This is a genomic window from Kocuria rosea (assembly GCF_023715525.1).
GTDB lineage: Bacteria > Actinomycetota > Actinomycetes > Actinomycetales > Micrococcaceae > Kocuria > Kocuria rosea_A.
Map to the genome: position 1 here is coordinate 1 of NZ_JAMBOG010000014.1, position 19212 is coordinate 19212.

Annotated in this window: 16 protein-coding genes and 1 pseudogene; 10 read left to right on the forward strand and 7 right to left on the reverse strand. The window is 71.3% G+C overall.

Going from position 1 to position 19212, the window contains the following annotated elements; genetic code table 11:
- Positions 1-123: 123 nt before the first annotated feature.
- The 3 genes and pseudogenes from M3185_RS11000 to M3185_RS11010 form a co-directional block, all read right to left on the reverse strand.
- A pseudogene (locus M3185_RS11000) lies at positions 124-1288 on the reverse strand (IS3 family transposase).
- Between the two features lie 434 nt (positions 1289-1722).
- Positions 1723-2835 carry a zinc-binding dehydrogenase gene (locus M3185_RS11005; RefSeq protein WP_251333721.1) on the reverse strand — a complete coding sequence of 371 codons (1113 nt, stop codon included), beginning with the start codon at positions 2833-2835 and terminating at the stop codon, positions 1723-1725.
- Between the two features lie 61 nt (positions 2836-2896).
- A complete protein-coding gene (locus M3185_RS11010) occupies positions 2897-3799 on the reverse strand; it encodes a LysR family transcriptional regulator (protein ID WP_251333722.1) in 903 nt (300 codons plus the stop codon).
- 178 nt (positions 3800-3977) lie between these two features.
- Here M3185_RS11010 and M3185_RS11015 point away from each other — a divergent pair, with 178 nt between their 5' ends.
- The 4 genes from M3185_RS11015 to M3185_RS11030 all read left to right on the forward strand — a co-directional run bounded on the left by M3185_RS11015 (position 3978) and on the right by M3185_RS11030 (position 8898).
- Positions 3978-5372, forward strand: a complete 1395-nt coding sequence (locus tag M3185_RS11015) for an MFS transporter (RefSeq protein WP_285859772.1) — start codon at positions 3978-3980, stop codon at positions 5370-5372.
- 106 nt (positions 5373-5478) lie between these two features.
- Positions 5479-6456 (forward strand): 3-hydroxyisobutyrate dehydrogenase, encoded by a 978-nt coding sequence (gene mmsB / locus M3185_RS11020; protein ID WP_308222198.1) that lies wholly within the window; start codon positions 5479-5481, stop codon positions 6454-6456.
- Positions 6457-6499: 43 nt separating this feature from the next.
- Positions 6500-8065, forward strand: coding sequence for a CoA-acylating methylmalonate-semialdehyde dehydrogenase (locus tag M3185_RS11025; protein ID WP_251333724.1), 1566 nt, complete (start codon positions 6500-6502; stop codon positions 8063-8065).
- A gap of 608 nt (positions 8066-8673) precedes the next feature.
- Positions 8674-8898: a hypothetical protein gene (locus M3185_RS11030; protein WP_251333725.1), complete on the forward strand. Its 225-nt coding sequence runs from the start codon at positions 8674-8676 to the stop codon at positions 8896-8898.
- A 188-nt stretch (positions 8899-9086) separates the two neighbouring features.
- Here M3185_RS11030 and M3185_RS11035 read toward each other — a convergent pair whose 3' ends face one another.
- Positions 9087-9608, reverse strand: a complete 522-nt coding sequence (locus tag M3185_RS11035) for a MarR family winged helix-turn-helix transcriptional regulator (RefSeq protein ID WP_251333726.1) — start codon at positions 9606-9608, stop codon at positions 9087-9089.
- A 72-nt stretch (positions 9609-9680) separates the two neighbouring features.
- On the opposite strand from M3185_RS11035, the gene M3185_RS11040 reads away from it, so the two are divergent.
- A complete protein-coding gene (locus M3185_RS11040; protein ID WP_374238501.1) occupies positions 9681-11612 on the forward strand; it encodes an ABC transporter ATP-binding protein in 1932 nt (643 codons plus the stop codon).
- 74 nt (positions 11613-11686) lie between these two features.
- Positions 11687-11869 (forward strand): hypothetical protein, encoded by a 183-nt coding sequence (locus tag M3185_RS11045; RefSeq protein ID WP_251333727.1) that lies wholly within the window; start codon positions 11687-11689, stop codon positions 11867-11869.
- A gap of 20 nt (positions 11870-11889) precedes the next feature.
- Here M3185_RS11045 and M3185_RS11050 read toward each other — a convergent pair whose 3' ends face one another.
- Positions 11890-12618, reverse strand: a complete 729-nt coding sequence (locus tag M3185_RS11050) for a hypothetical protein (RefSeq protein WP_251333728.1) — start codon at positions 12616-12618, stop codon at positions 11890-11892.
- 316 nt (positions 12619-12934) lie between these two features.
- Here M3185_RS11050 and M3185_RS11055 point away from each other — a divergent pair, with 316 nt between their 5' ends.
- Positions 12935-14152: an MFS transporter gene (locus tag M3185_RS11055; RefSeq protein ID WP_251333729.1), complete on the forward strand. Its 1218-nt coding sequence runs from the start codon at positions 12935-12937 to the stop codon at positions 14150-14152.
- Between the two features lie 11 nt (positions 14153-14163).
- Here M3185_RS11055 and M3185_RS11060 read toward each other — a convergent pair whose 3' ends face one another.
- Together M3185_RS11060 and M3185_RS11065 are read right to left on the reverse strand one after the other, a co-directional pair.
- Positions 14164-15426, reverse strand: a complete 1263-nt coding sequence (locus M3185_RS11060; protein ID WP_251333730.1) for an MFS transporter — start codon at positions 15424-15426, stop codon at positions 14164-14166.
- A 3-nt stretch (positions 15427-15429) separates the two neighbouring features.
- Entirely contained in the window at positions 15430-15789 is a 360-nt protein-coding gene (locus tag M3185_RS11065; RefSeq protein WP_251333731.1) for a universal stress protein, read from the reverse strand.
- 290 nt (positions 15790-16079) lie between these two features.
- Between M3185_RS11065 and M3185_RS11070 the strand changes: the two genes are divergently transcribed.
- Genes M3185_RS11070 through M3185_RS11080 form a run of 3 tightly spaced genes read left to right on the forward strand, consistent with a single transcriptional unit; the run spans position 16080 to position 19118 of the window.
- Complete coding sequence (locus tag M3185_RS11070; RefSeq protein WP_251333800.1) at positions 16080-17039, forward strand: tripartite tricarboxylate transporter substrate binding protein; 960 nt, start codon at positions 16080-16082, stop codon at positions 17037-17039.
- A complete protein-coding gene (locus tag M3185_RS11075) occupies positions 17036-17611 on the forward strand; it encodes a tripartite tricarboxylate transporter TctB family protein (RefSeq protein ID WP_251333732.1) in 576 nt (191 codons plus the stop codon). The genes M3185_RS11070 and M3185_RS11075 overlap by 4 nt, the downstream gene beginning before the upstream one ends.
- A 1-nt stretch (position 17612) precedes the next feature.
- Entirely contained in the window at positions 17613-19118 is a 1506-nt protein-coding gene (locus tag M3185_RS11080; protein WP_251333733.1) for a tripartite tricarboxylate transporter permease, read from the forward strand.
- Positions 19119-19212 lie beyond the last annotated feature (94 nt).

A 19212-nucleotide genomic window follows, 5' to 3' on the forward strand; every position in this document is an offset into this window, starting at 1 on the left:
AGCAGGCCTCGATGATCCGCCGCTACATCGCCTGGCGTAACCGCCACGCCCACGACCACCGCCTGGTCGAAGTTCTCGACAAAGCCGCCACCATCCACATCGCAAAAGCTGCCTGACACGGCACTAGCTTCCAGCGGTGGTGAGCGCCTGCGGCGTTCGAGCGAGGTCGTAGTCGTGCGGGGTGGCGTACTCGAGTGCGTAGTGTCGGCGGCGTCGGTTGTAGAACACTTCGATGTACTCGAAAACCGTGTTCGCCAGCTCGATCCGGGTCTTCCACTTCTGGCGGTTCAGCAGTTCGACCTGCATCGTCGACCAGAAAGCGTCTCCATCACGGCATTGTCGAGGCCGTCGCCGACCGTGCCGAACGACGGCAGCAGCCCGGCCGAGCGGATCTTCTGCGTGAACACCCACGAGGTGAACTGAACCCCGTGATCAGCGTGGACGATGCCGCCGGCACCGGGGTCGCCGGGCGCGGATGGCCATGTCCAGGACATTGATGACCAGGGTGGAGTCCTGCTTGGAGTCGATGGCCCAACCGATGATCTTGCGGCTGCAGGCGTCGAGCACCGCCGCGCAGTCGACCGTGCCCTCCCGGGTGGGATGCTCGGTGCTGTCCGTGACCCACAGTTCGTGCAGCGCCAGGCGGTGGAACGTCCGGTTGACGAGGTCGTCTGCGCTCACCACGCCTCCAAGGCGATTGATGCGGGCCGGGCAGCCCGCCGCTTCTTGCGCGCGTCATCAGCACGGAGATAAGCCGGCTCGAGCAGGGGATGCCCATGCCGATGGTGAGTTCCGCGTGGATGCGGCGGTACCCGTAGGTGCCCCGAGAGGCCACGTAGATCTCGCGGAACAGCCCGGTGAGCCAGCGTCGACGGAGGTCAGTGGAGCTGGTCGCACGCTTGGGCGTACCGGTAGTAGCCCTGGCGGGAGACGCCCAGAATGCGCCAGCAGGTGTGGACGGGAGCCCCGGCCTCGACGAGACGATCGATCACCGGGTGCGCCCTTTGGGGCAGACTCCGTCCTGCTCATCGAGCCAGGTGGCCGCGCGGCGCAGTATCGCGATCTCCTGCTCGAGCTGGCGGATGCGGCCCCGGGCCGCCCGCAGCTCAGCCGATTCCCGGGTGCTGCGACCGGGCCGGCGGCCCTGGTCGATGTCGTCCTGGCGCAGCCAGAACTGGAGCGTGACGGGGTGGATACCAAGATCAGCCGCAGTCTGCTTGACCTGACGGCCCTCACGCACGAGAGCGATCGCTCGCGCACGGACCTCAGGAGGGTAGGGGTGAGGCATAGCGACGAGCCCTCCATGAAGGCCTTCGGCTAGCGACCACGACCGGAAACCGAGCTGCAGGTCAGGTCAAGGTGCCACCTATGTGTGTATCAGCCCCTTTCTCTCCCAACACGAAGTATAAGAACTATGCCATTTCTGAGAACCAGTTCCACTGGGAGTCGCAGAATTAAACCACTCCGCAGCCCCCGGTAGGTCAGCGTTATCATCACCACGTTGAGCGGGCAGCAGCATCATGCTCTTTGTCAGAGACTTTTAAACTAACGACGTTGGGACGTCTCTCTATATTTTCCTGGGCCCAGTGGACTACGTCTCGCATGAGGGCTTCAGGCCCATGTCAATCATGTGACGTCTACGACGGTCGATGCCCTCGACAGTGTTTACCGCCCCGAGCACAGTAGCCCCCCAGCAAGGCACCACCGGTCCGAGATTGGGCGTCAGTCCTCCGGAAACTCGATGATCTGACGTACCGCCCGCCCCGCGTCCAGCTCGTCCATCGCCTCGTTGATCTGCTCGAGCTGAACGTGGGAGGTGATCAGCTTCTCCAGCGGCAGCACGCCGTCGCGCCACATTCGCTCGTACTTGGGGATGTCCACCGCCGGCACGGCCGAGCCGAGGTAGCTGCCGATGATCTGCCGGGCCTCAGCGGTGATCTTCAGCGGCTCGATGCTGGACATCGCGCCGGGCGCGGGCAGGCCCACCGTGACGGTCACGCCGCCGGCGGCGGTGGCGTTGACCGCCGTCTCGAACGCCCGCGGGTGCCCGGCAGCCTCGATGACGACGCGCGGCTTCTCCTCCAGGGCCACCAGCTCGTCCGGGGTGAGCGCCTCGTCGGCACCGAACTCCTTGGCCAGCTCCAGCTTCTCGGCCAGCGCGTCCACCGCGATCACGCGGCGGCAGCCCACCGCCTTGGCCACCAGCAGCGCGGCCAGCCCCACGCCGCCGAGGCCGACCACCGCCACGGCGTCGTCGGGAGTGGCCTTCGCCGCGTTGATCACGGCCCCTCCCCCGGTGAGCACCGCGCAGCCCATGACGGCCGCGACCGCGGCGGGGACGTCCTCGCCCACGGGGACCACGGAGCGCCGGTCGACCACGGCGTGGGTGGCGAACCCGGAGACGCCCAGGTGGTGGTACACCTGGCCGCGCTCGTCGGAGAGGTGCATGGAGCCCTCCATGAGGGTTCCCGCGGTGTTGGCCTTCGTGCCGACCGTGCAGGGCAGCAGCCCCTCGGTCCGGCACGCGGCGCACTCCCCGCAGCGCGGCAGGAACGCCATGACCACGTGCTGGCCCTCGGCCAGGTCGGTCACCTCTGCGCCCACGGCCTCGACGACGCCGGCCGCCTCGTGCCCCAGCAACATCGGCAGGGGCCGCGGGCGGTTGCCGTTGACCACGGAGAGGTCGGAGTGGCACACGCCGGCCGCCGTGATCCGCACGCGCAGCTCGGTGGGCCCGGGCTCGCCGAGCTCGAGTTCCTCGACGCGCAGGGGCTGCGACTCGGCGTACGGGGCGGAGGCCTCCATGGTCTCCAGGACGGCTCCACGAATCTTCACGACGACCTCCGCAACGAGAACTGAGCTGTGACGCCGTTCACGGTACCGCCGGAACGCGCGATCAGCGAGGTGCCGCGAGAAGCTCGGCCCGCATGTCGTCCACGGCCGCCCGGATCGCGGCCGTCACGGCCTGCACCGCGGGCCGGCGCAGCAGGTCGGCGCGCGAGACGACCCAGTAGGAGACGGGGAACGTCAGCTCGTACGGGAACAGCCGCACGAGGTCCCCGGCGCGCTCGGCCAGGAAGCACGGCAGCAGCCCGATCCCGGCCCCGGCGCGGGTGAGCTCCACGTGCACCACGGAGGACGTCGCCCCGACCGCCTGCCGCATCCGGGGGAAGTGGGCGCCCGGGATGGCCAGCTCCGCGACGTCCTGCATGGACTCCACGAAGTAGATCAGCGGGTGCTCCTGGACCTGCTCGGGGGACTCGATGGCCGGGTGGGCGGCGAGGTAGTCCGGCGAGGCGTAGACGCCCAGGGAGTAGTCGGCCAGGTGGAAGGCCTCCTTGCGGGAGACGTCCGGGCGCCCGACGACCACCTCCAGGTCGATGCCCACGGGGTTGGTCTGCGCCCGGCGGGCGGCGTTGATCATCTCCAGCCGCACCCCGGGCTGCTCCTCGATGAGCCGCCGCATGGCCGCGCCCATGACCACGCCGCCGAAGCCGTCGGGGGCGATCGCCCGGACCACGCCGCTCACCGAGCTCCCGCGCCCGCCCGGGGCCAGCGGCAGGGAGCCGAGGGCCAGCTCGATCTCCTCACCGGCCGCCACGAACGTCCGGCCCAGCTCGGTGGGCTCCCACATGTCCCCCGAGCGCACGAGCAGGCGGGCGCCCACGGTGCGCTCGAGGCCGGCCATGCGCCGGGAGACGGTCGTGTGACTGAGCCCGAGGGCGCTCGCCGCGCCCGAGTAAGACCCGTGCCGCACCACGGCCAGCAGCAACAGGAGGTCATCTGCACCGTGTGACAAGGCCATACCTTCCCTGATTCGCCGACTGCCGGGGGTCGACGCGCACTACCGACCAGTATGTGCGTTTTTGCACAGGCGGGGCGATGTTCTGGTCATTGAGATCCACATCACAGCGTCGCACACTGGACGCACCGTGGCCTGATCGGACGCACGGGGCATTTCACCTGGGAGGACGAGCATGAGCACTGAGGACAGGGTCGCCGCCGTCGCCGACCCGAACGACTCTCCCGAGAACCGGGGCGGCCTGAGGAAAGTCGTGGCGGCCTCCATGGCCGGCACCGTCGTGGAGTGGTACGAGTTCTTCCTCTTTGCCACCGCGTCCACCCTGGTCTTCGGCCCGCTGTTCTTCGTGGACACGGGCAACCCGCTGGACGGCATCATCAAGGCCTTCCTCATCTACGCCGTCGGCTTCGTCGCCCGGCCCCTGGGCGGCATCGTCTTCGGCCACTTCGGCGACAAGTACGGCCGCAAGCACCTGCTGCAGGTGGCCATCGTCCTGGTGGGCGTGGCCACGTTCCTCATGGGCTGCCTTCCCACCTTCCAGCAGGTCGGCTACTGGGCGCCCGCGCTGCTCGTGGTCCTGCGCTTCGCCCAGGGCTTCGCCGTCGGCGGCGAGTGGGGCGGAGCCGTCCTGCTCGTGGCCGAGCACTCCCCCAACAAGGAGCGCGGCTTCTGGGCGAGCTGGCCGCAGGCCGCCGTGCCGCTGGGGAACCTGCTCGCCACCATCGTGCTGCTGATCCTGTCCTCCGTCCTCACCGACGAGCAGTTCCTCTCCTGGGGCTGGCGCGTGGGCTTCTGGCTGTCCGTGATCATCGTGGCCGTCGGCTACTACATCCGCACCCACGTCACGGACGCCGCGATCTTCAAGGAGACCCAGGAGGAGGTCATCGAGGCCAAGGGCGCCGCCTACGGCGTGGCCGAGGTGTTCCGCCGATACCCGCGCGGCGTCTTCGGCGCCATGGGCCTGCGCTTCGCGGAGAACATCCTCTACTACATCGTGGTGACCTTCTCGATCACCTACCTGAAGACGCAGCTGGAGATGGACACCAGCCGCGTCCTGCTCCTGCTCCTCGTCGCCCACGTGATCCACGCGATCACCGTGCCGATCGTGGGCCGCTTCACCGACAGGCTGGGCCGCCGCCCGGTCTACGCTTCCGGCGCCACGCTGGGCATCGTCTGGGGCTTCATCGCCTTCCCGATGTTCAACACCGAGAACGACTGGATCATCCTGGCGGCCATCGTCCTGGGCCTGATGATCCACGCGCTGATGTACGCCGGGCAGCCGGCCATCATGGCGGAGATGTTCCCGACCCGCATGCGCTACTCGGGGGTCTCCCTGGGCTACCAGGTCACCTCGATCGTCGCCGGCTCGCTGGCCCCGATCATCGCCACCGCCCTGCTGCGGCAGTTCGACTCCTGGGTGCCGATCTCGATCTACATCGCGGCCGCCTGCGTCGTCACCCTGGTCGCCGTAGCCACGCTGAAGGAGACCCGCGGGATCTCCCTGCAGTCGGTCGACGCCGAGGACCGGCGCCGGCTCGACGCGGAGCGCGCCGAGGGGCGCAGCCGCTGACCGCCGACGGCCCGCGCGACCGCCCCGGGACGGACCGAGCCATCGGTCCGTCCCGGGGCGCGCGCCGCGCTCCGGGACGGAGCGCAGGGAACCAGCCGGTGCAGGCATCGGTGAGGACTCCAGTGAAGACACCAGAGAAGCAGCACTCAGAAGGGACTCGACCATGACCACCATCACCTGGATCGGCCTGGGGCACATGGGCAACCCCATGTCAGCCAACCTCGTCAAGGCCGGCTACGACGTCCGCGGGTTCGACCTCAGCGAGGAGGCCATGAGCGCGGCGGAGGCCAACGGCGTGCGCACCTGCCGCTCCATGCAGGAGGCCCTCCAGGGCGCCGACGTCGTCTTCACGATGCTCCCCAAGGGCGAGCACGCCCGGGCGGTGTACCTGGGCGAGGAGGGCATCCTCGAGTCCGCCCCCGAGGACGCCCTGCTCATCGACAGCTCCACGATCGACGTCGAGTCGGCGCTCGCCCTGCACAAGGCCGCCGACGCCGCCGGGTACGTCTTCGTGGACGCCCCGGTCTCCGGCGGGATCAGCGGGGCGGCCGCGGGCACCCTGACCTTCATGATCGGCGGCCACCCCCGGGCCGTGGAGGCCGCCTCCCAGTACATCGAGCCGATGGCGGGCAAGATCGTCGCCACCGGCGAGGCCGGGACCGGGCAGGCCGCGAAGATCGTCAACAACATGATGCTGTTCATCTGCCTGGAGGCCTGCGCCGAGGGCTCGGTCCTCGCGGACCGGCTAGGCCTGGACCCGCAGGTCTTCTGGGACATCGCCTCGGTCTCCTCCGGCAACTCCTGGGCGCTGCAGACCTGGTACCCCGTGCCCGGCATCGTGGACTCCGCCGCGGCGAACAACAACTTCGAGGCCACCTTCAGCGCGGTCCTCGCCGCCAAGGACGCGGGCCTTGCGCTGATGGCCGGCGAGCAGACCGGCGTGGACCTCCCGGCCGCGCAGCTCGTGGCGGAGCGGCTGCAGCGGCTCATCGACGAGGGCTACGGGAACAAGGACTGCTCCCTCATCGCCAAGTACGCCGCACCGGACGGCAGGATCCGGGGCTGGGATCCGGAGCAGGCCTGAGCGCCTCCCCACGACCGGCCACCGAACAGGACAGGACAGGACCATGCAGGACACCAAGCACAGCGCCGAGAACACCGCCGCGAGCACGCCCCGGGAGACCGCCGAGGGCGTGGCCGAGGAGGTGACCGGCAGCGTCGTCGAGCACTGGATCGGCGGCCGGCGCCACGGCGGCTCCCAGCGGACCGCCCCCGTCTACGACCCCGCGACCGGGGAGGTCACCAAGCACGTGCTGCTGGCGTGCCCCGAGGAGGTCGCGACCGCCGTGGAGAACGCCGCGGCCGCGCTGCCCGCCTGGCGGGCGACGAGCATGTCCAAGCGCACCACGATCATGTTCAAGGTCGAGAACATCATCCGCGAGCGCATCCAGGAGCTCGCGGCGGTCATCACCGCCGAGCACGGGAAGGTCCTCTCCGACGCGGCCGGGGAGGTGGCGCGCGGGCTGGAGAACGTGCAGTTCTGCACGGGGCTGATGCACCACATGAAGGGCGAGTTCCTCGAGCAGGCCGCCACCGGGGTGGACGTCCACCAGACCCGCCAGCCCGTGGGCGTGGTCGCGTGCATCACCCCGTTCAACTTCCCGGCCATGGTGCCGCTGTGGATGATCACCACCGCGATCGCCGCCGGCAACACCGTGATCCTCAAGCCCTCCGAGCGGGACCCCTCCGCCGCGGTGTGGATCGCGGAGGCCTTCACCGAGGCCGGGCTGCCGGACGGGGTGCTCAACGTGGTGCACGGGGACAAGGTGGCGGTGGACGAGCTGCTGACCAACCCGCTGGTGAAGGCCGTGTCCTTCGTGGGCTCCACCCCGATCGCCAAGTACATCTACGAGACCTCCGCCGCCAACGGCAAGCGCGTGCAGGCCCTGGGCGGGGCGAAGAACCACATGGTGGTCATGCCCGACGCCGACCTCGACGGCGCGGCGGACGCGGCCGTGTCCGCCGCCTACGGCTCGGCCGGGGAGCGCTGCATGGCGATCTCGGTGGTGGTGACCGTGGGGGACGTGGCCGACCCGCTGATCGACAAGATCAGGGAACGGATCGGGAAGCTGACCATCGGCCCGGGCAACGACCCGGCCTCGGAGATGGGGCCGCTGATCACCGCCCAAGCCCTCGAGCGGGTCAACGGCTTCGTGAGCGGGGCGGAGGCCGAGGGCGCGACCGTCGTGGTGGACGGCACCCGGCAGCAGTTCGACGCAGGCGGGTTCTTCACGGGTGTCTCGCTGATCGACCACGTGCGCCCGGGGATGAAGGTCTACGACGAGGAGATCTTCGGCCCGGTGCTGTCCGTGGTGCGAGTGGACAGCTACGAGGAGGCCGTGCGGCTGATCAACTCCAACCAGTACGCCAACGGCACGGCCGTGTTCACCCGCGACGGCAAGACCGCCCGGGAGTACGAGTTCGACATCGAGGTCGGCATGGTGGGCGTCAACGTCCCGATCCCGGTGCCGATCGGGGCGTTCTCCTTCGGCGGCTGGAAGAGCTCCCTGTTCGGGGACACCCACATGTACGGGCCGGAGTCGTTCAACTTCTACACCCGCCGCAAGCTCGTCACCACCCGCTGGCCCGAGCCCTCGGAGTCCCAGATCAACCTGGGCTTCCCGACCCACTGACGGTCCGGCCTCCCGGACCCCGACGACGCCGGCCCGCGCCTTCCGCACGGAGGGCGCGGGCCGGCGTCGTCACACAGCAGGCGACAATGTCATATTGTCCATCGCGAAGAATTTGGCTCTGCAATATGCGATGAATGAGGAAAGACGAATGGAATAGCTTTGCGCCAGCCAATTCCTGCATTCCCTGAGGGCTGCCCCGCTGTGACCAGGAGAAACGGGCGGACCGACCGGTCATGAGCACGGGGGAGGGGCCCGGAGGCCACCGTGCTGAGCGGGGGCCACGGCACCGACTTCAGCGGCGGGCGGGGCCGAGACAGAGCTGTTACGGTGTTCTCCCTGGTCGCAGGCTTGAGGCCCGCGCAGGCACGCTCCTACGGTGATATCACCTGGCTCGCAGTCGGACCTGCGGCCCAGGCCGGAAAACAACCTCCCGCGTGCATGGACGTCTCCTTTTCATGCCATTTCTCAGGCCGCGTCATGCATGCCTTTCCTTAGGAAACATCATGGAGAATCTGCGCAGGAATCTTGCGAGCGCTTTCATCGCCGCCGCCCTTCTCGGGGGATCCGCCGCCACCCCGGCCGCCGCAGGCGGTGATTACGACGACGACGTGTACTACTACTGCGATGAGCACGATGAGTACTACGAGAAGGACGAGTACTACAAGCACCACCACGACCACGACGACGACAAGGACGACGACGACCACGACCACGACTGGGCGTGGCATTACGACGACAAGGACGACGACTGGGACGACCACGACGATGACGATGGGGAGGGGAAGCACGAGAAGGACGACGACGACCACGGGCACCACCACGGGCAGCACTAGGAAGGTGCCCGCAGTCAGTGATCCGGCAGTCACGGGACCGAGCGAGGCGCTTCAGGCGAGGGGCGTGAGTGCCTGACGTCCCCGCGGGCGAACGCCTCGCGGCAGCTCTCCGCACAGCATCGGTGCCCCACCCGCCCGGCGGGTGGGGCACCGATGCTGTGCGCCGCCCGGGGACTTCCCCGCTGCAGTCACCCGGACAGCGGCGGCCCCTGCTCCGGGGCGTCCGTGGTGAGCAGGCGGAGCAGCCGCTCCAGCTCGGCGCGGTCCTGTGCGCCCAGCCGTGAGAAGTACTCCTCGGACTCGCGGTGCCGGTCCTCCCGGACCCTCGCGCGCAGGGCCTCCCCCCGGGGCGTCAGCGACACCAGGGTGGCGCGCCGGTCGGTGGGGTCGGGCACCCGTTCCACGAGGCCCTTCTCCTGCAGCAGGTCCACGACCTCGGTGGCCGAGCGCGGGGCGATGTGCAGGACGTCGGCCAGCTGCTTCAGGCGCAGCCCGGCGGCCCCGGAACCGGCGCCGGAAGAGCAGGTCCCGTGCCGCTCGGAGCCGTGCTCCCGCGGCCCACGGTGCCCGGCGATGGCGTTGAGCGCCCGGAACTGGTGCGGGGTCAGGCCGAACGGCGCCAGCTGCAGGGCCCACCGGTGCCGCAGCCGCCGGAAGACGATGTGCAGGAGCTCGCCGAGGGGGGCCGGGTCGGGATCGCAGTGGGGCATGGCCCCATCCTAATGGTCTTGTCGGTTACCTCATAGAGAGGTAACCTCCTTAATACTTCCCGAGGAGGTCCCATGACGACGACCCAGGACACCGGCCGCGCCCGCACGTCCCCGCACCACGGCGGCGGGTCCGGTGGCGGCGTGCCCGGCATGCCCGGCGCCAGCCCCTCCGGCGGGGGCGGCGGCCGTCCCGCCCGGCTCGACCCCGCGGACCGCGAGCAGCTGGCCGGCCACCCCGTGAGCCTGCGCCGCATCGCGGCGCTGTTCGCCCCGCACAAGGGCACGATCGCCGTCGTCGTCCTGCTCATCACCGCGTCCTCGGTGATCAACCTCGCCCAGCCGTTCCTGGTCCGCGGCGTCATCGACGACGCCCTGCCGCAGCGGGACACCCGTCTGCTGCTGCTGCTGACCGCCGCGATGGTCGGGATCGCCGCGCTGACCGCCGTGATCGGCGTCGTCCAGACCTGGATGGCCACCGCGATGGGCCAGCGGGTCATGCACGCCCTGCGCGTGGACCTCTTCACCCACCTGCAGGCCCAGTCGCTCGGGTTCTTCACCCGGACCCGCGGCGGGGAGGTGCAGTCGCGGCTCACGCACGACATCTCCGGCATGCAGTCGGTGGTCACCACCTCCGCCACCGGGGTGGCCTCCAACCTCACGACCGCCGTGGCGACGGCCGCGGCGATGGTGGCGCTGTCCCCGGCGATGAGCCTCGTCTCCCTGGTGGTCCTGCCCCCGGCCGTCTGGCTCTCCCGCCGCGTGGCGCTGATCCGGCGCGACGTCACCGACGAGCGCCAGCGGGAGCTCGCCCTGCTCCACACCCAGGTCGAGGAGGGGCTCTCCGTCTCCGGGGTCCGGCTGGCCAAGACCCTGGGCACCACCGCGCGGGACGCCGCCCGCTTCACCGACCGCTCCGGCACGCTCGTGGGCCTCGAGCTGCGCAGCCAGCTGGCCGGGCGCTGGCGGATGGCGACCATGCAGGTCGTCTTCGCGGCCATCCCGGCGGTCATCTACCTCGCCGCCGGCTTCCCGGCCACCAGCGGCGGGATGACCATCGGCACCCTGGTGGCCTTCACCGCCCTGCAGGGCACGATCTTCCGCCCCGTCATGGGACTGCTGAACATCGGCGTGCAGTGGGTGTCCGCGCTGGCCTTCTTCAGCCGGATCTTCGAGTACCTCGACCTCGAGCCGCAGGTCAAGCCGCCGGCCGTGCCCGTGCGGCTGGACCCCGCCACCGTGCGCGGGGAGGTGCGCCTCGAGGGCGTGCACTTCGCCTACGACGGCGGGACCGAGGTCCTGCGCGGCATCGACCTGGTCCTGCCCGCGGGGACCACCACCGCCGTCGTCGGCCCCACCGGCTCCGGCAAGAGCACCCTCGGCTCCCTGCTGCCGCGGCTCAACGACGTGACGGAGGGCCGGGTGACGATCGACGGCACCGACGTGCGCGACGTCGACCCGGCGGACCTCGCGCGGATCGTCGGCGTCGTCTCCCAGGAGACCTACCTGGTCCACGCCTCCGTGCGCGAGAACCTCCTGCTCGCCGATCCGGAGGCCCCGGACGCCGAGCTGTGGCGGGCGCTGGGGGCCGCGCGCATCGCCGACACCGTCGCCCAGCTGCCGGACGGGCTGGACACCCTGGTGGGCGCCCGCGGCCACCGCTTCTCCGGCGGGGAGCAGCAGCGCCTCGCGATCGCCCGGACCATCCTGCGCAACCCGCCCGTGCTGGTCCTCGACGAGGCCACCAGCGCGCTGGACAACACCACCGAGGCCCAGGTCCAGGAGGCCCTCGACCGCCTCGCCGCCGGCAGGACCACCCTGACCATCGCGCACCGGCTCTCCACCGTCGAGAACGCCGACCAGGTGGTGGTGCTCGAGGGCGGACGCATCGCCGAGCGCGGCGCGCCGCGGCAGCTGCGCGCCGCCGGCGGCCCGTTCGCCCGGCTCGCCGCGCGCACGGGCCGCGGGGACGGGGACGCCGCCTCCGGAGCCCTGTTCACGCGCTGAGGGGCGCGGCACCGGCCCGGTACGCTGGATCCGCACCCGCCCCACGCCCACGAGGCCCCGGAGAGGACGCCGCCATGAGGACACTCGTCGCCACGCTGCTCGTGGCCGCCCTGGTCATGACCTCGGCGGGGGCGCTGCTGACGTCCGTGGGCGTCGGGGAGTGGCTGCCGGTCGTGCTGCTCGCCGGCCTCGCCCATCTCGGGACGTTCCACCTGTACCGGCGCTGGCGGGAGAAGCTGGACCGCCCGGAGGACTGAGCCCCCGCAGGCCGGTCGGCTCAGGCGAAGTCGGCCTTCTCGAGCACCACGTGCACGCTCGCGGGCCCATCCCCGGCCGGGCAGGTCACGAACCCGGCCGTGGCCGCGAGGTAGGCGCGGGCGATCGCGCGGTCCATGCCGCGGTCGTGCTCCAGGAAGTCCAGGGCGGTGGCCATGGCCCGGCGCAGCGTCGAGGCCTGCCGGCAGGTCCCCCCGTCGGCGTCGTCCTGGGCGTCCGCGTCCGGCGTCCCGAGGGCGACCCAGCGCTCGCCGGTCTCGGCGAACGCGTGCCGGAAGGCCACCGAGGGCGCCAGCCCGGACCCGGGCCGGCACACGGTCAGGCGCAGCGGCCCGTGCGGGGTCCCGTCGGTGTCACCCTCGCCCGGGACAGGCCCCGTCACGGAGAACACCGCCCCGTCGGTGCGCACCGGCAGGTAGAGCACGGCGCGGGCCGGCGCCAGCGGGTCCTCCGCAAGCGCCTCGACCTTCACCACGTCCCCGGGCCGGGCCTCGGCGAGGAGCACGCAGCCCGCTTCCCCGGAGCGCTCGTCGTCAGCGGGGTCCACGCGGCCCCACGGGATGCTCCCGGGCACGGTCTGCGCGCCGGCGGAGCGCCGCACGCCCACGCCCGAGGAGGGGTGGGCGGCCATCGCCGCGGCGGTCGCGGCGGGCACACCGGCGACCACCCGCAGCGCCGGGCGGCGTCGGGGCCGGGGCGCGGGGGCGCGGCGGCCGGCGTGGTCGGTCATGGTGGTCTCCTCGGGGGGAAGGTCGAGCGCGATGGTCCGACAGTAAGGAGGGCGTGTTTCCGCACGGTCACCCGGTGTTTCCGGGCCGTGACGGGCCCTGCCGTACCCATGATGCAGGGGCCACCCCAACGTGTGACAGTGTTGCGCGCCCCGTCCCGGCCGGCCCTTTGTCCGGACATTTGTGCGGTCAATCTGACCAAGATCACATCCCAGGGGCCTTGGGCGTGGCCGGCAGCGGGCATAGCATCGATCGAGTCCCCTTCTCGGGCTCGATGAAGAGCCACCACGCCCGCTCTTCCCGCCCGGAAGGAATCCCATGTCGGCACCCCGCACCGCCCTGCTCCAGATCGTCAACGCCCCCGGCCCCACCGGCACCCGGCTCGCCCTCCTCGCCCTCGCCCTGGGCGGCTTCGGCATCGGGACCACCGAGTTCGCCTCGATGGGCCTGCTGCCGTTCGTGGCCGAGGACTTCGGCGCCTCGATCCCCGCCGTCGGCCGGTCGATCTCCCTCTACGCCCTGGGAGTGGTCGTCGGCGCGCCCCTCATCACGTCCCTGGCCGCCCGGGTGGAGCGCAAGACGCTCCTGCTCGCGCTGATGGTCGTCTTCACCGTGGGCAACGGCCTGTCGGCGGCCGCGCCCTCCCTCGAGTGGCTCTACGTGGCGCGCTTCCTCTCCGGCCTGCCCCACGGGGCCTACTTCGGGGTCGCCGCCGTGGTGGCCGCCTCCCTCGTCGCCCCCGGGCGCCGCGGCACCGCCGTGGCCCGCGTCATGCTGGGCCTGACGATCGCCAACATCGTCGGCGTGCCCGCCGCCGCCGCGCTCGGCGGCGCCCTCGGCTGGCGCACGGCCTACCTGCTGGTCGTGCTCCTCGGTGCCCTGACCGTCACCGCGCTGGCCCTCTGGGTGCCGCGCACGCGCAGCGAGGGCATGGCCTCGGCGGCCCAGGAGATCCGCGCCCTGAGCCGGCCGCAGGTGGCCCTGACGCTGCTGGCCGGGTCCGTCGGCTTCGGCGGCATGTTCGCGGTCTACACCTACATCTCCCCCACCCTCACGGAGCTCACCGGCCTCGACATCGGCACCGTCCCGTGGGTGCTGGCGGTGTTCGGCGTGGGCATGACCGTGGGCTCGCTGCTGGCCGGCCCGCTGGTGGACCGCTCGATCGAGGGCTCCGCGCTGGGCGCCGGAGCCGTCTCCGCGGTGGCCCTGGCCTTCTTCGGCCTGTTCGTCCACCTCCCGGCCGCGGCCGTGCTCGGCGTGCTGTGGATCGGGATCATGGGCTCGATCTTCACGACCTCGCTCCAGGTGCGCCTGCTGCGCGAGGCCAAGGACGCCCCGTCGCTGACCGCCGCGATGAACCACGCGGCCTTCAACCTGGCCAACGCCCTGGGGGCCTTCCTGGGCGGCGTGGTGATCTCCGCCGGATGGGGTTACCGCGCCCCGGCCTGGACAGGCGTCGGCCTGGCCGTGGTCGGCCTGCTCATCCTGGGCAGCGCCATCCGGCAGCGCCGGAGTGCCGCGGCCGAGCGCCGGTAGCGCGCCACGGCCTATCGCCGGGCCGTCTTCTCGGCCCCGCTCACCACGAGCACCGCGCACGTGAACCAGATGGCCCCGGCCGGGCCCAGCGGCGCCGCGACGAGACCGGCCAGCAGCGGCATCGCCACCTGCCCCACCCGGTTGCCCACGAGCCGGACCGCGAGCGCCGAGCCGCGCCACGAGTCGGGCACCGCGGTGGACACCAGCGTCATGGTGATCGGCTGCCCCAGGCCCAGGCAGAATCCGCCGACGAACAGCAGCACCGCGGCGAGCCAGGGCATCTCGATGACGGCCGGCGGAAGAGCGAGGGCGAGCCCCGCGCCGTAGAGGCTGACCAGCAGCATGGCCCGCCGGGACATCCGGTGGGCGAGCCAGGGCAGCAGGACGCGGGAGAGGATCGAGGCGCCGCCGCGCACCGCGAGCAGGGCCCCCACCCACGCCGGAGAGACCCCGGCCCGCTCCCCCACCAGGGGCAGGAACGCCGTGAGGATGTCGAGCATCGCCAGCAGGGCCAGGGATGCCAGCATGTGCGAGGGAATCCCGGGCACGCGCAGGATCCGCGCCATCGACGCCCGCGGCGCCGGCTCCTGGACCGCCTCGAGCTCGGCCGTGGCGGGATGGGCCTGCACCGCGGCGGCGCCGTCGGTCCGCTGCGCCCGCCCGCGCCCCGCCCCGGCGGCGAGGGCACGCAAGAGCATCACCGGGACCACGAGCAGCGAGAGCCCGGCCCCGATCCACAGCGACAGCGTGATGTCGGCGATCCGCTCGGAGGAGGCGACCCCGTTGCCGGAGCCCAGCAGCAGGCCGGCCAGCAGCGGTCCCGCCAGCTGGCCCGCCGAGAACGCGGCGGTGAACCAGCCGAAGCCCTTGTCCAGCTGGCCCTCCGGGGAGTAGCGGGCAACCGCCGCCTGCCCTGCGATCGTGAACACCAGGTGGCCCATGCCCAGCACGGCGCTCGCCACCGCGACGAGCGCCACGCCGGGCGCTGCGGCCAGGCCCAGCGCCCCGAGGCTCAGGACGAGGGCACCGGCGACCACCATGGTCCGCAGCTCCCGCACGCGGTCGGTCATCCGGCCCAGCCACATGGCGGTGGCCAGGGGCAGCACGGCGTAGGAGGCCGTCACCAGGCCGACCGTCACGGAGTCGGCGCCCAGGGCCAGGAGCTTGTAGGTGGTGACCGGGCGGACCAGGTTCAGCGCCGTCTGCGTGAGCAGCGCACCGATCACCAGGAACCACAGCCACGCCCCGGAGCGGGCGGAAGCAGCTGGCGGCATCCCTCAGGAGCGCCGGGGCTTGACCGCGATCACCGGGGCGTTGGCCTCGAGGAGGACCTGCTGGGCCGCACTGCCGAGCAGCAGCTTGCCGACCGGGCTGCGGTGCTTCACCCCGATCACGATCGCGGAGGCGCCGACCTCCTCCGCCGCGTCGAGCAGCTCGCCCACGGCGTCGCGGTTGCGGGCGTCGGGGGTCCGGAAGCTGACGGGCACGCCGTCGAGCTCCGTGGTCTCGGGGTCCAGCTGGGTGCCCTCGAGGTTGAAGACCAGCAGGTCCTCGCGGCGGCGGGCGGACTCCTCGACGGCGGCCGCGAGCGCGGCCTCGCCCTCGGGGGTGCTGGTTCGGGCGACGACGACGGTCATGGGGGCCTCCGCAGTGGGGACGGGAATGGGGACGAAAAGCGAGTCCCACCCTACGGCGGAACCTGTGACGGGTCTCTCCTTGCGCGTGAGCAGAACGAGCAGAACCAGCACAACAATCACTACCGTGTGAAATCGAACACAACCCCGGGGCGTGATCCCTGTCACGTTATGTTTCCGTGAGCGGCTCGGTCAGAGCCACGCACCGGTCCATCACGACGGAAGGCACGATCTCCGTGAGCTCATCTCCCGCCCCGGCACCGCCGGGCACACGGCGCAAGCACCCGATCGCCATGACGGTCTACGGCATCGCCGCCGCCGTGGTCATCGGACTGGCCTCCTTCTTCTCGATCCAGTCCGCCAACGCCGGCTCCGACCTCCGCTCCAACCTCACCCTCATCGCCCCGGCGAGCCCGGGCGGCGGCTGGGACACGTTCATGCGCGAGCAGCAGCAGGCCATGCGGGCCAACAGCCTCGTGAACAACACCCAGGTGGTCAACATCCCGGGCGCCGCGGGCACCATCGGCCTGGGCCAGTTCTCGACCATGGCCGGCCGGGCCAACAACCTGATGGTCACCGGCGCGGGCCTGGTGGCGGGCGTCGAGCAGCTGGACTCCCCGGTCACCCACGAGGACGTGCGCCCGATCGCCCGCGTGGTCGAGGAGTACGACGTCGTGGTGGTCCCCGCGGACTCGCCCTACGAGACGCTGGAGGACCTCGTGACCGCCTGGAAGGCCGACCCCAAGGCGGTGGCCTGGACGGGTGGCGGCACCTTCGACCAGCTGGTGATGGCCGAGTTCGCGGTCGCCGCGGGGATCACGCCCTCCCAGACCACCTACATCCCCAAGTCCGGCGGCGGCGAGGCCACCCAGGCCCTCATCACCGGCACGGCGCAGGCGGCCACCTCCGGCTACAAGGACGTCGCCGACCAGATCGACGCCGGGCGCCTGCGCGCCCTCGGCCTGGCGGCGCCCCAGAAGCTGGAGGGCGTCGACATCCCGACGCTCACGGAGCAGGGCTACGACGTGGACCTGGCCAACTGGCGCGCCGTGCTCGCGCCCCCGGGGATCACCGACGAGGAGTTCGCCGAGCTCAAGGCTCTGCTGGAGGAGACCATCGCCACCCCCGAGTGGCAGGACGCCGTGGAGCGCAACAAGTGGACCGAGGCCTACCTGGACGGGGAGGAGTTCACGGACTTCCTCGCCGCCGAGGAGGAGCGGATCGCAGAACTGCTGGAGGCAATGGACCGATGAGCACTTCGTACACCGACAACACGACCGAGCCCTGGTCGGCCGCCGGGGACGACCCGCAGCAGCCGCCACGGGAGACCGGCTCCGGGCACGGCTTCTGGCGCGGCCGCAGCGGCCTGGTCCTGCCCCTGATCATGGCGGCCTTCAGCACCTACCTGCTGCACGGCATCCTCACCATGGAGGTGCCCGAGGGCACCGACTTCCCGGGCCCCCGGTTCTTCCCGGGCCTGCTCATGGTGGCCGGCTACGTCCTGGCCGCCCTGCTGGTGCTCCACTACCTGCGCTCCCCGGAGCCGGCCGAGGAGCTCTCCGACCGGACGTACCGCACCTACACGGACTGGTCCGCCCTGGCCTGGGCGGTGGGGGGCTTCATGCTCTTCGCCCTGCTCCTGGAGCACCTGGGCTGGATCCTGGCCGCGGCGCTCCTCTTCTGGTGCGTGGCCCGCGGGGTGGGCTCCAAGCGCCACCTCTTCGACATCTCTCTGGCGCTGACCCTGTCGAGCGTCATCTATCTGGCGTTCGACGTCGGACTCGGGCTCAACCTCCCGTCCGGCATCCTGGGAGGCGGTTTCTGACATGGACACACTCAGCCTGTTGATGCAGGGCTTCGAGGGAGCCCTCACCCCGATGAACCTCATGTGGGTGGTGATCGGCTGCCTGCTCGGCACCGCGGTGGGCACCCTGCCCGGCATGGGCTCCTCGATGGCGGTGGCCCTGCTGCTGCCGCTGACCTTCTCGCTGGACCCCACGGCGGCGTTCATCATGTTCTCCGGCGTGTACTTCGGCGGCCTGTTCGGCGACTCGACGATGGCCATCCTCATGAACACCCCGGGCCAGGGCTCGGCGATCGCCTCCACCTTCGAGGGCCACAAGATGGCCAAGGACGGCCGCGCCCCGCAGGCGCTGGCCACCGCGGCCATCGGCGCCTTCATCGGCGGCATGACCGCCTCCGTCGTGGTCGTCTTCCTGGCCCCGGCGCTGGCGAACCTCTCCGCGAACTTCGGCCCCGCCGAGTACTTCGCCCTGGCGCTGTTCGCCTTCGTCGCCACCTCCTCGGTGGTGGCCGACTCGGCGATCAAGGGCCTGGCCGCCCTGGTCATCGGCCTCGGCATCGCCACCGTGGGCATCGACTCGATCTCCGGCACCGAGCGCTTCACCCTCGGCTCCCCGGACCTGTTCGACGGCGTCTCCCTGATCACCGTCTCGGTGGCCGTCCTGGCCCTGGGCGAGGCCCTGCACGTGGCCTCGCGCATCCGCCGCGACCCGGCCGCCCACCAGATGAAGCTCGCCTCCCGGCCCTTCCTCTCGCGTAAGGAGTTCCGCGAGGCCCTTCCGGCCTGGGCCCGCGGCACCGTGATCGGTCTGCCCTTCGGCGTCATCCCCGTGGGCGGGGCCGAGGTGCCGACGTTCATGTCCTACGACCTCGAGCGCCGCCTGGACCGCCGTCGCCCGGCCCCGACCTTCGGCCGCGGCTCCATCCGCGGCCTGGCCGCCCCCGAGGCCGCCGGCAACGCCACCACCGGCACCGCCATGGGTGCGCTGCTGGCCCTGGGCCTGCCGATCTCCTCCACCGCGGCGATCATGCTCGCGGCGTTCCAGCAGTACGGCCTCCAGCCCGGCCCGCTCCTGTTCGACCGCGCCCCGGACCTGGTGTGGTCCCTGCTGGCCAGCTTCTTCGTGGCGATGCTCGTGCTGATCGCCATCAACCTGCCCTTCGCCCGGGTCTGGGCCAAGCTGCTGCGGATCCCCCGCCCCTACCTCTACGCGGGGATCACGGTGTTCTGCGGGCTGGGCATCTACGCGACCTCCGGCTCCACGTTCGACCTGTTCCTGCTGCTCGGGCTCGGCCTGCTGGGCTTCGTGATGCGCCGCCACGGCATGCCGCTGGCCCCGCTGATGATCGGCATCGTGCTCGGCCCGCTGGCCGAGACCAGCATGCGCGACGCCCTGCTGTCCTCCAACGGCGACTACTCGGTGTTCGTCTCCGGGCCCATCCCGCTGGTGCTCTACGGCCTGCTGCTCGTCGTGCTGGTCGTGACGGTGCGCAACAAGATCGTCAACCGCGTGAAGCAGGACGTCTAGTCCCACCCGCCCCACGGACGAACGGCCCGGCCGGAGGATCTCCTCCGGCCGGGCCGTTCGTCCGTGGGGCGGGCTCAGGCCACCGTGAAGGCCT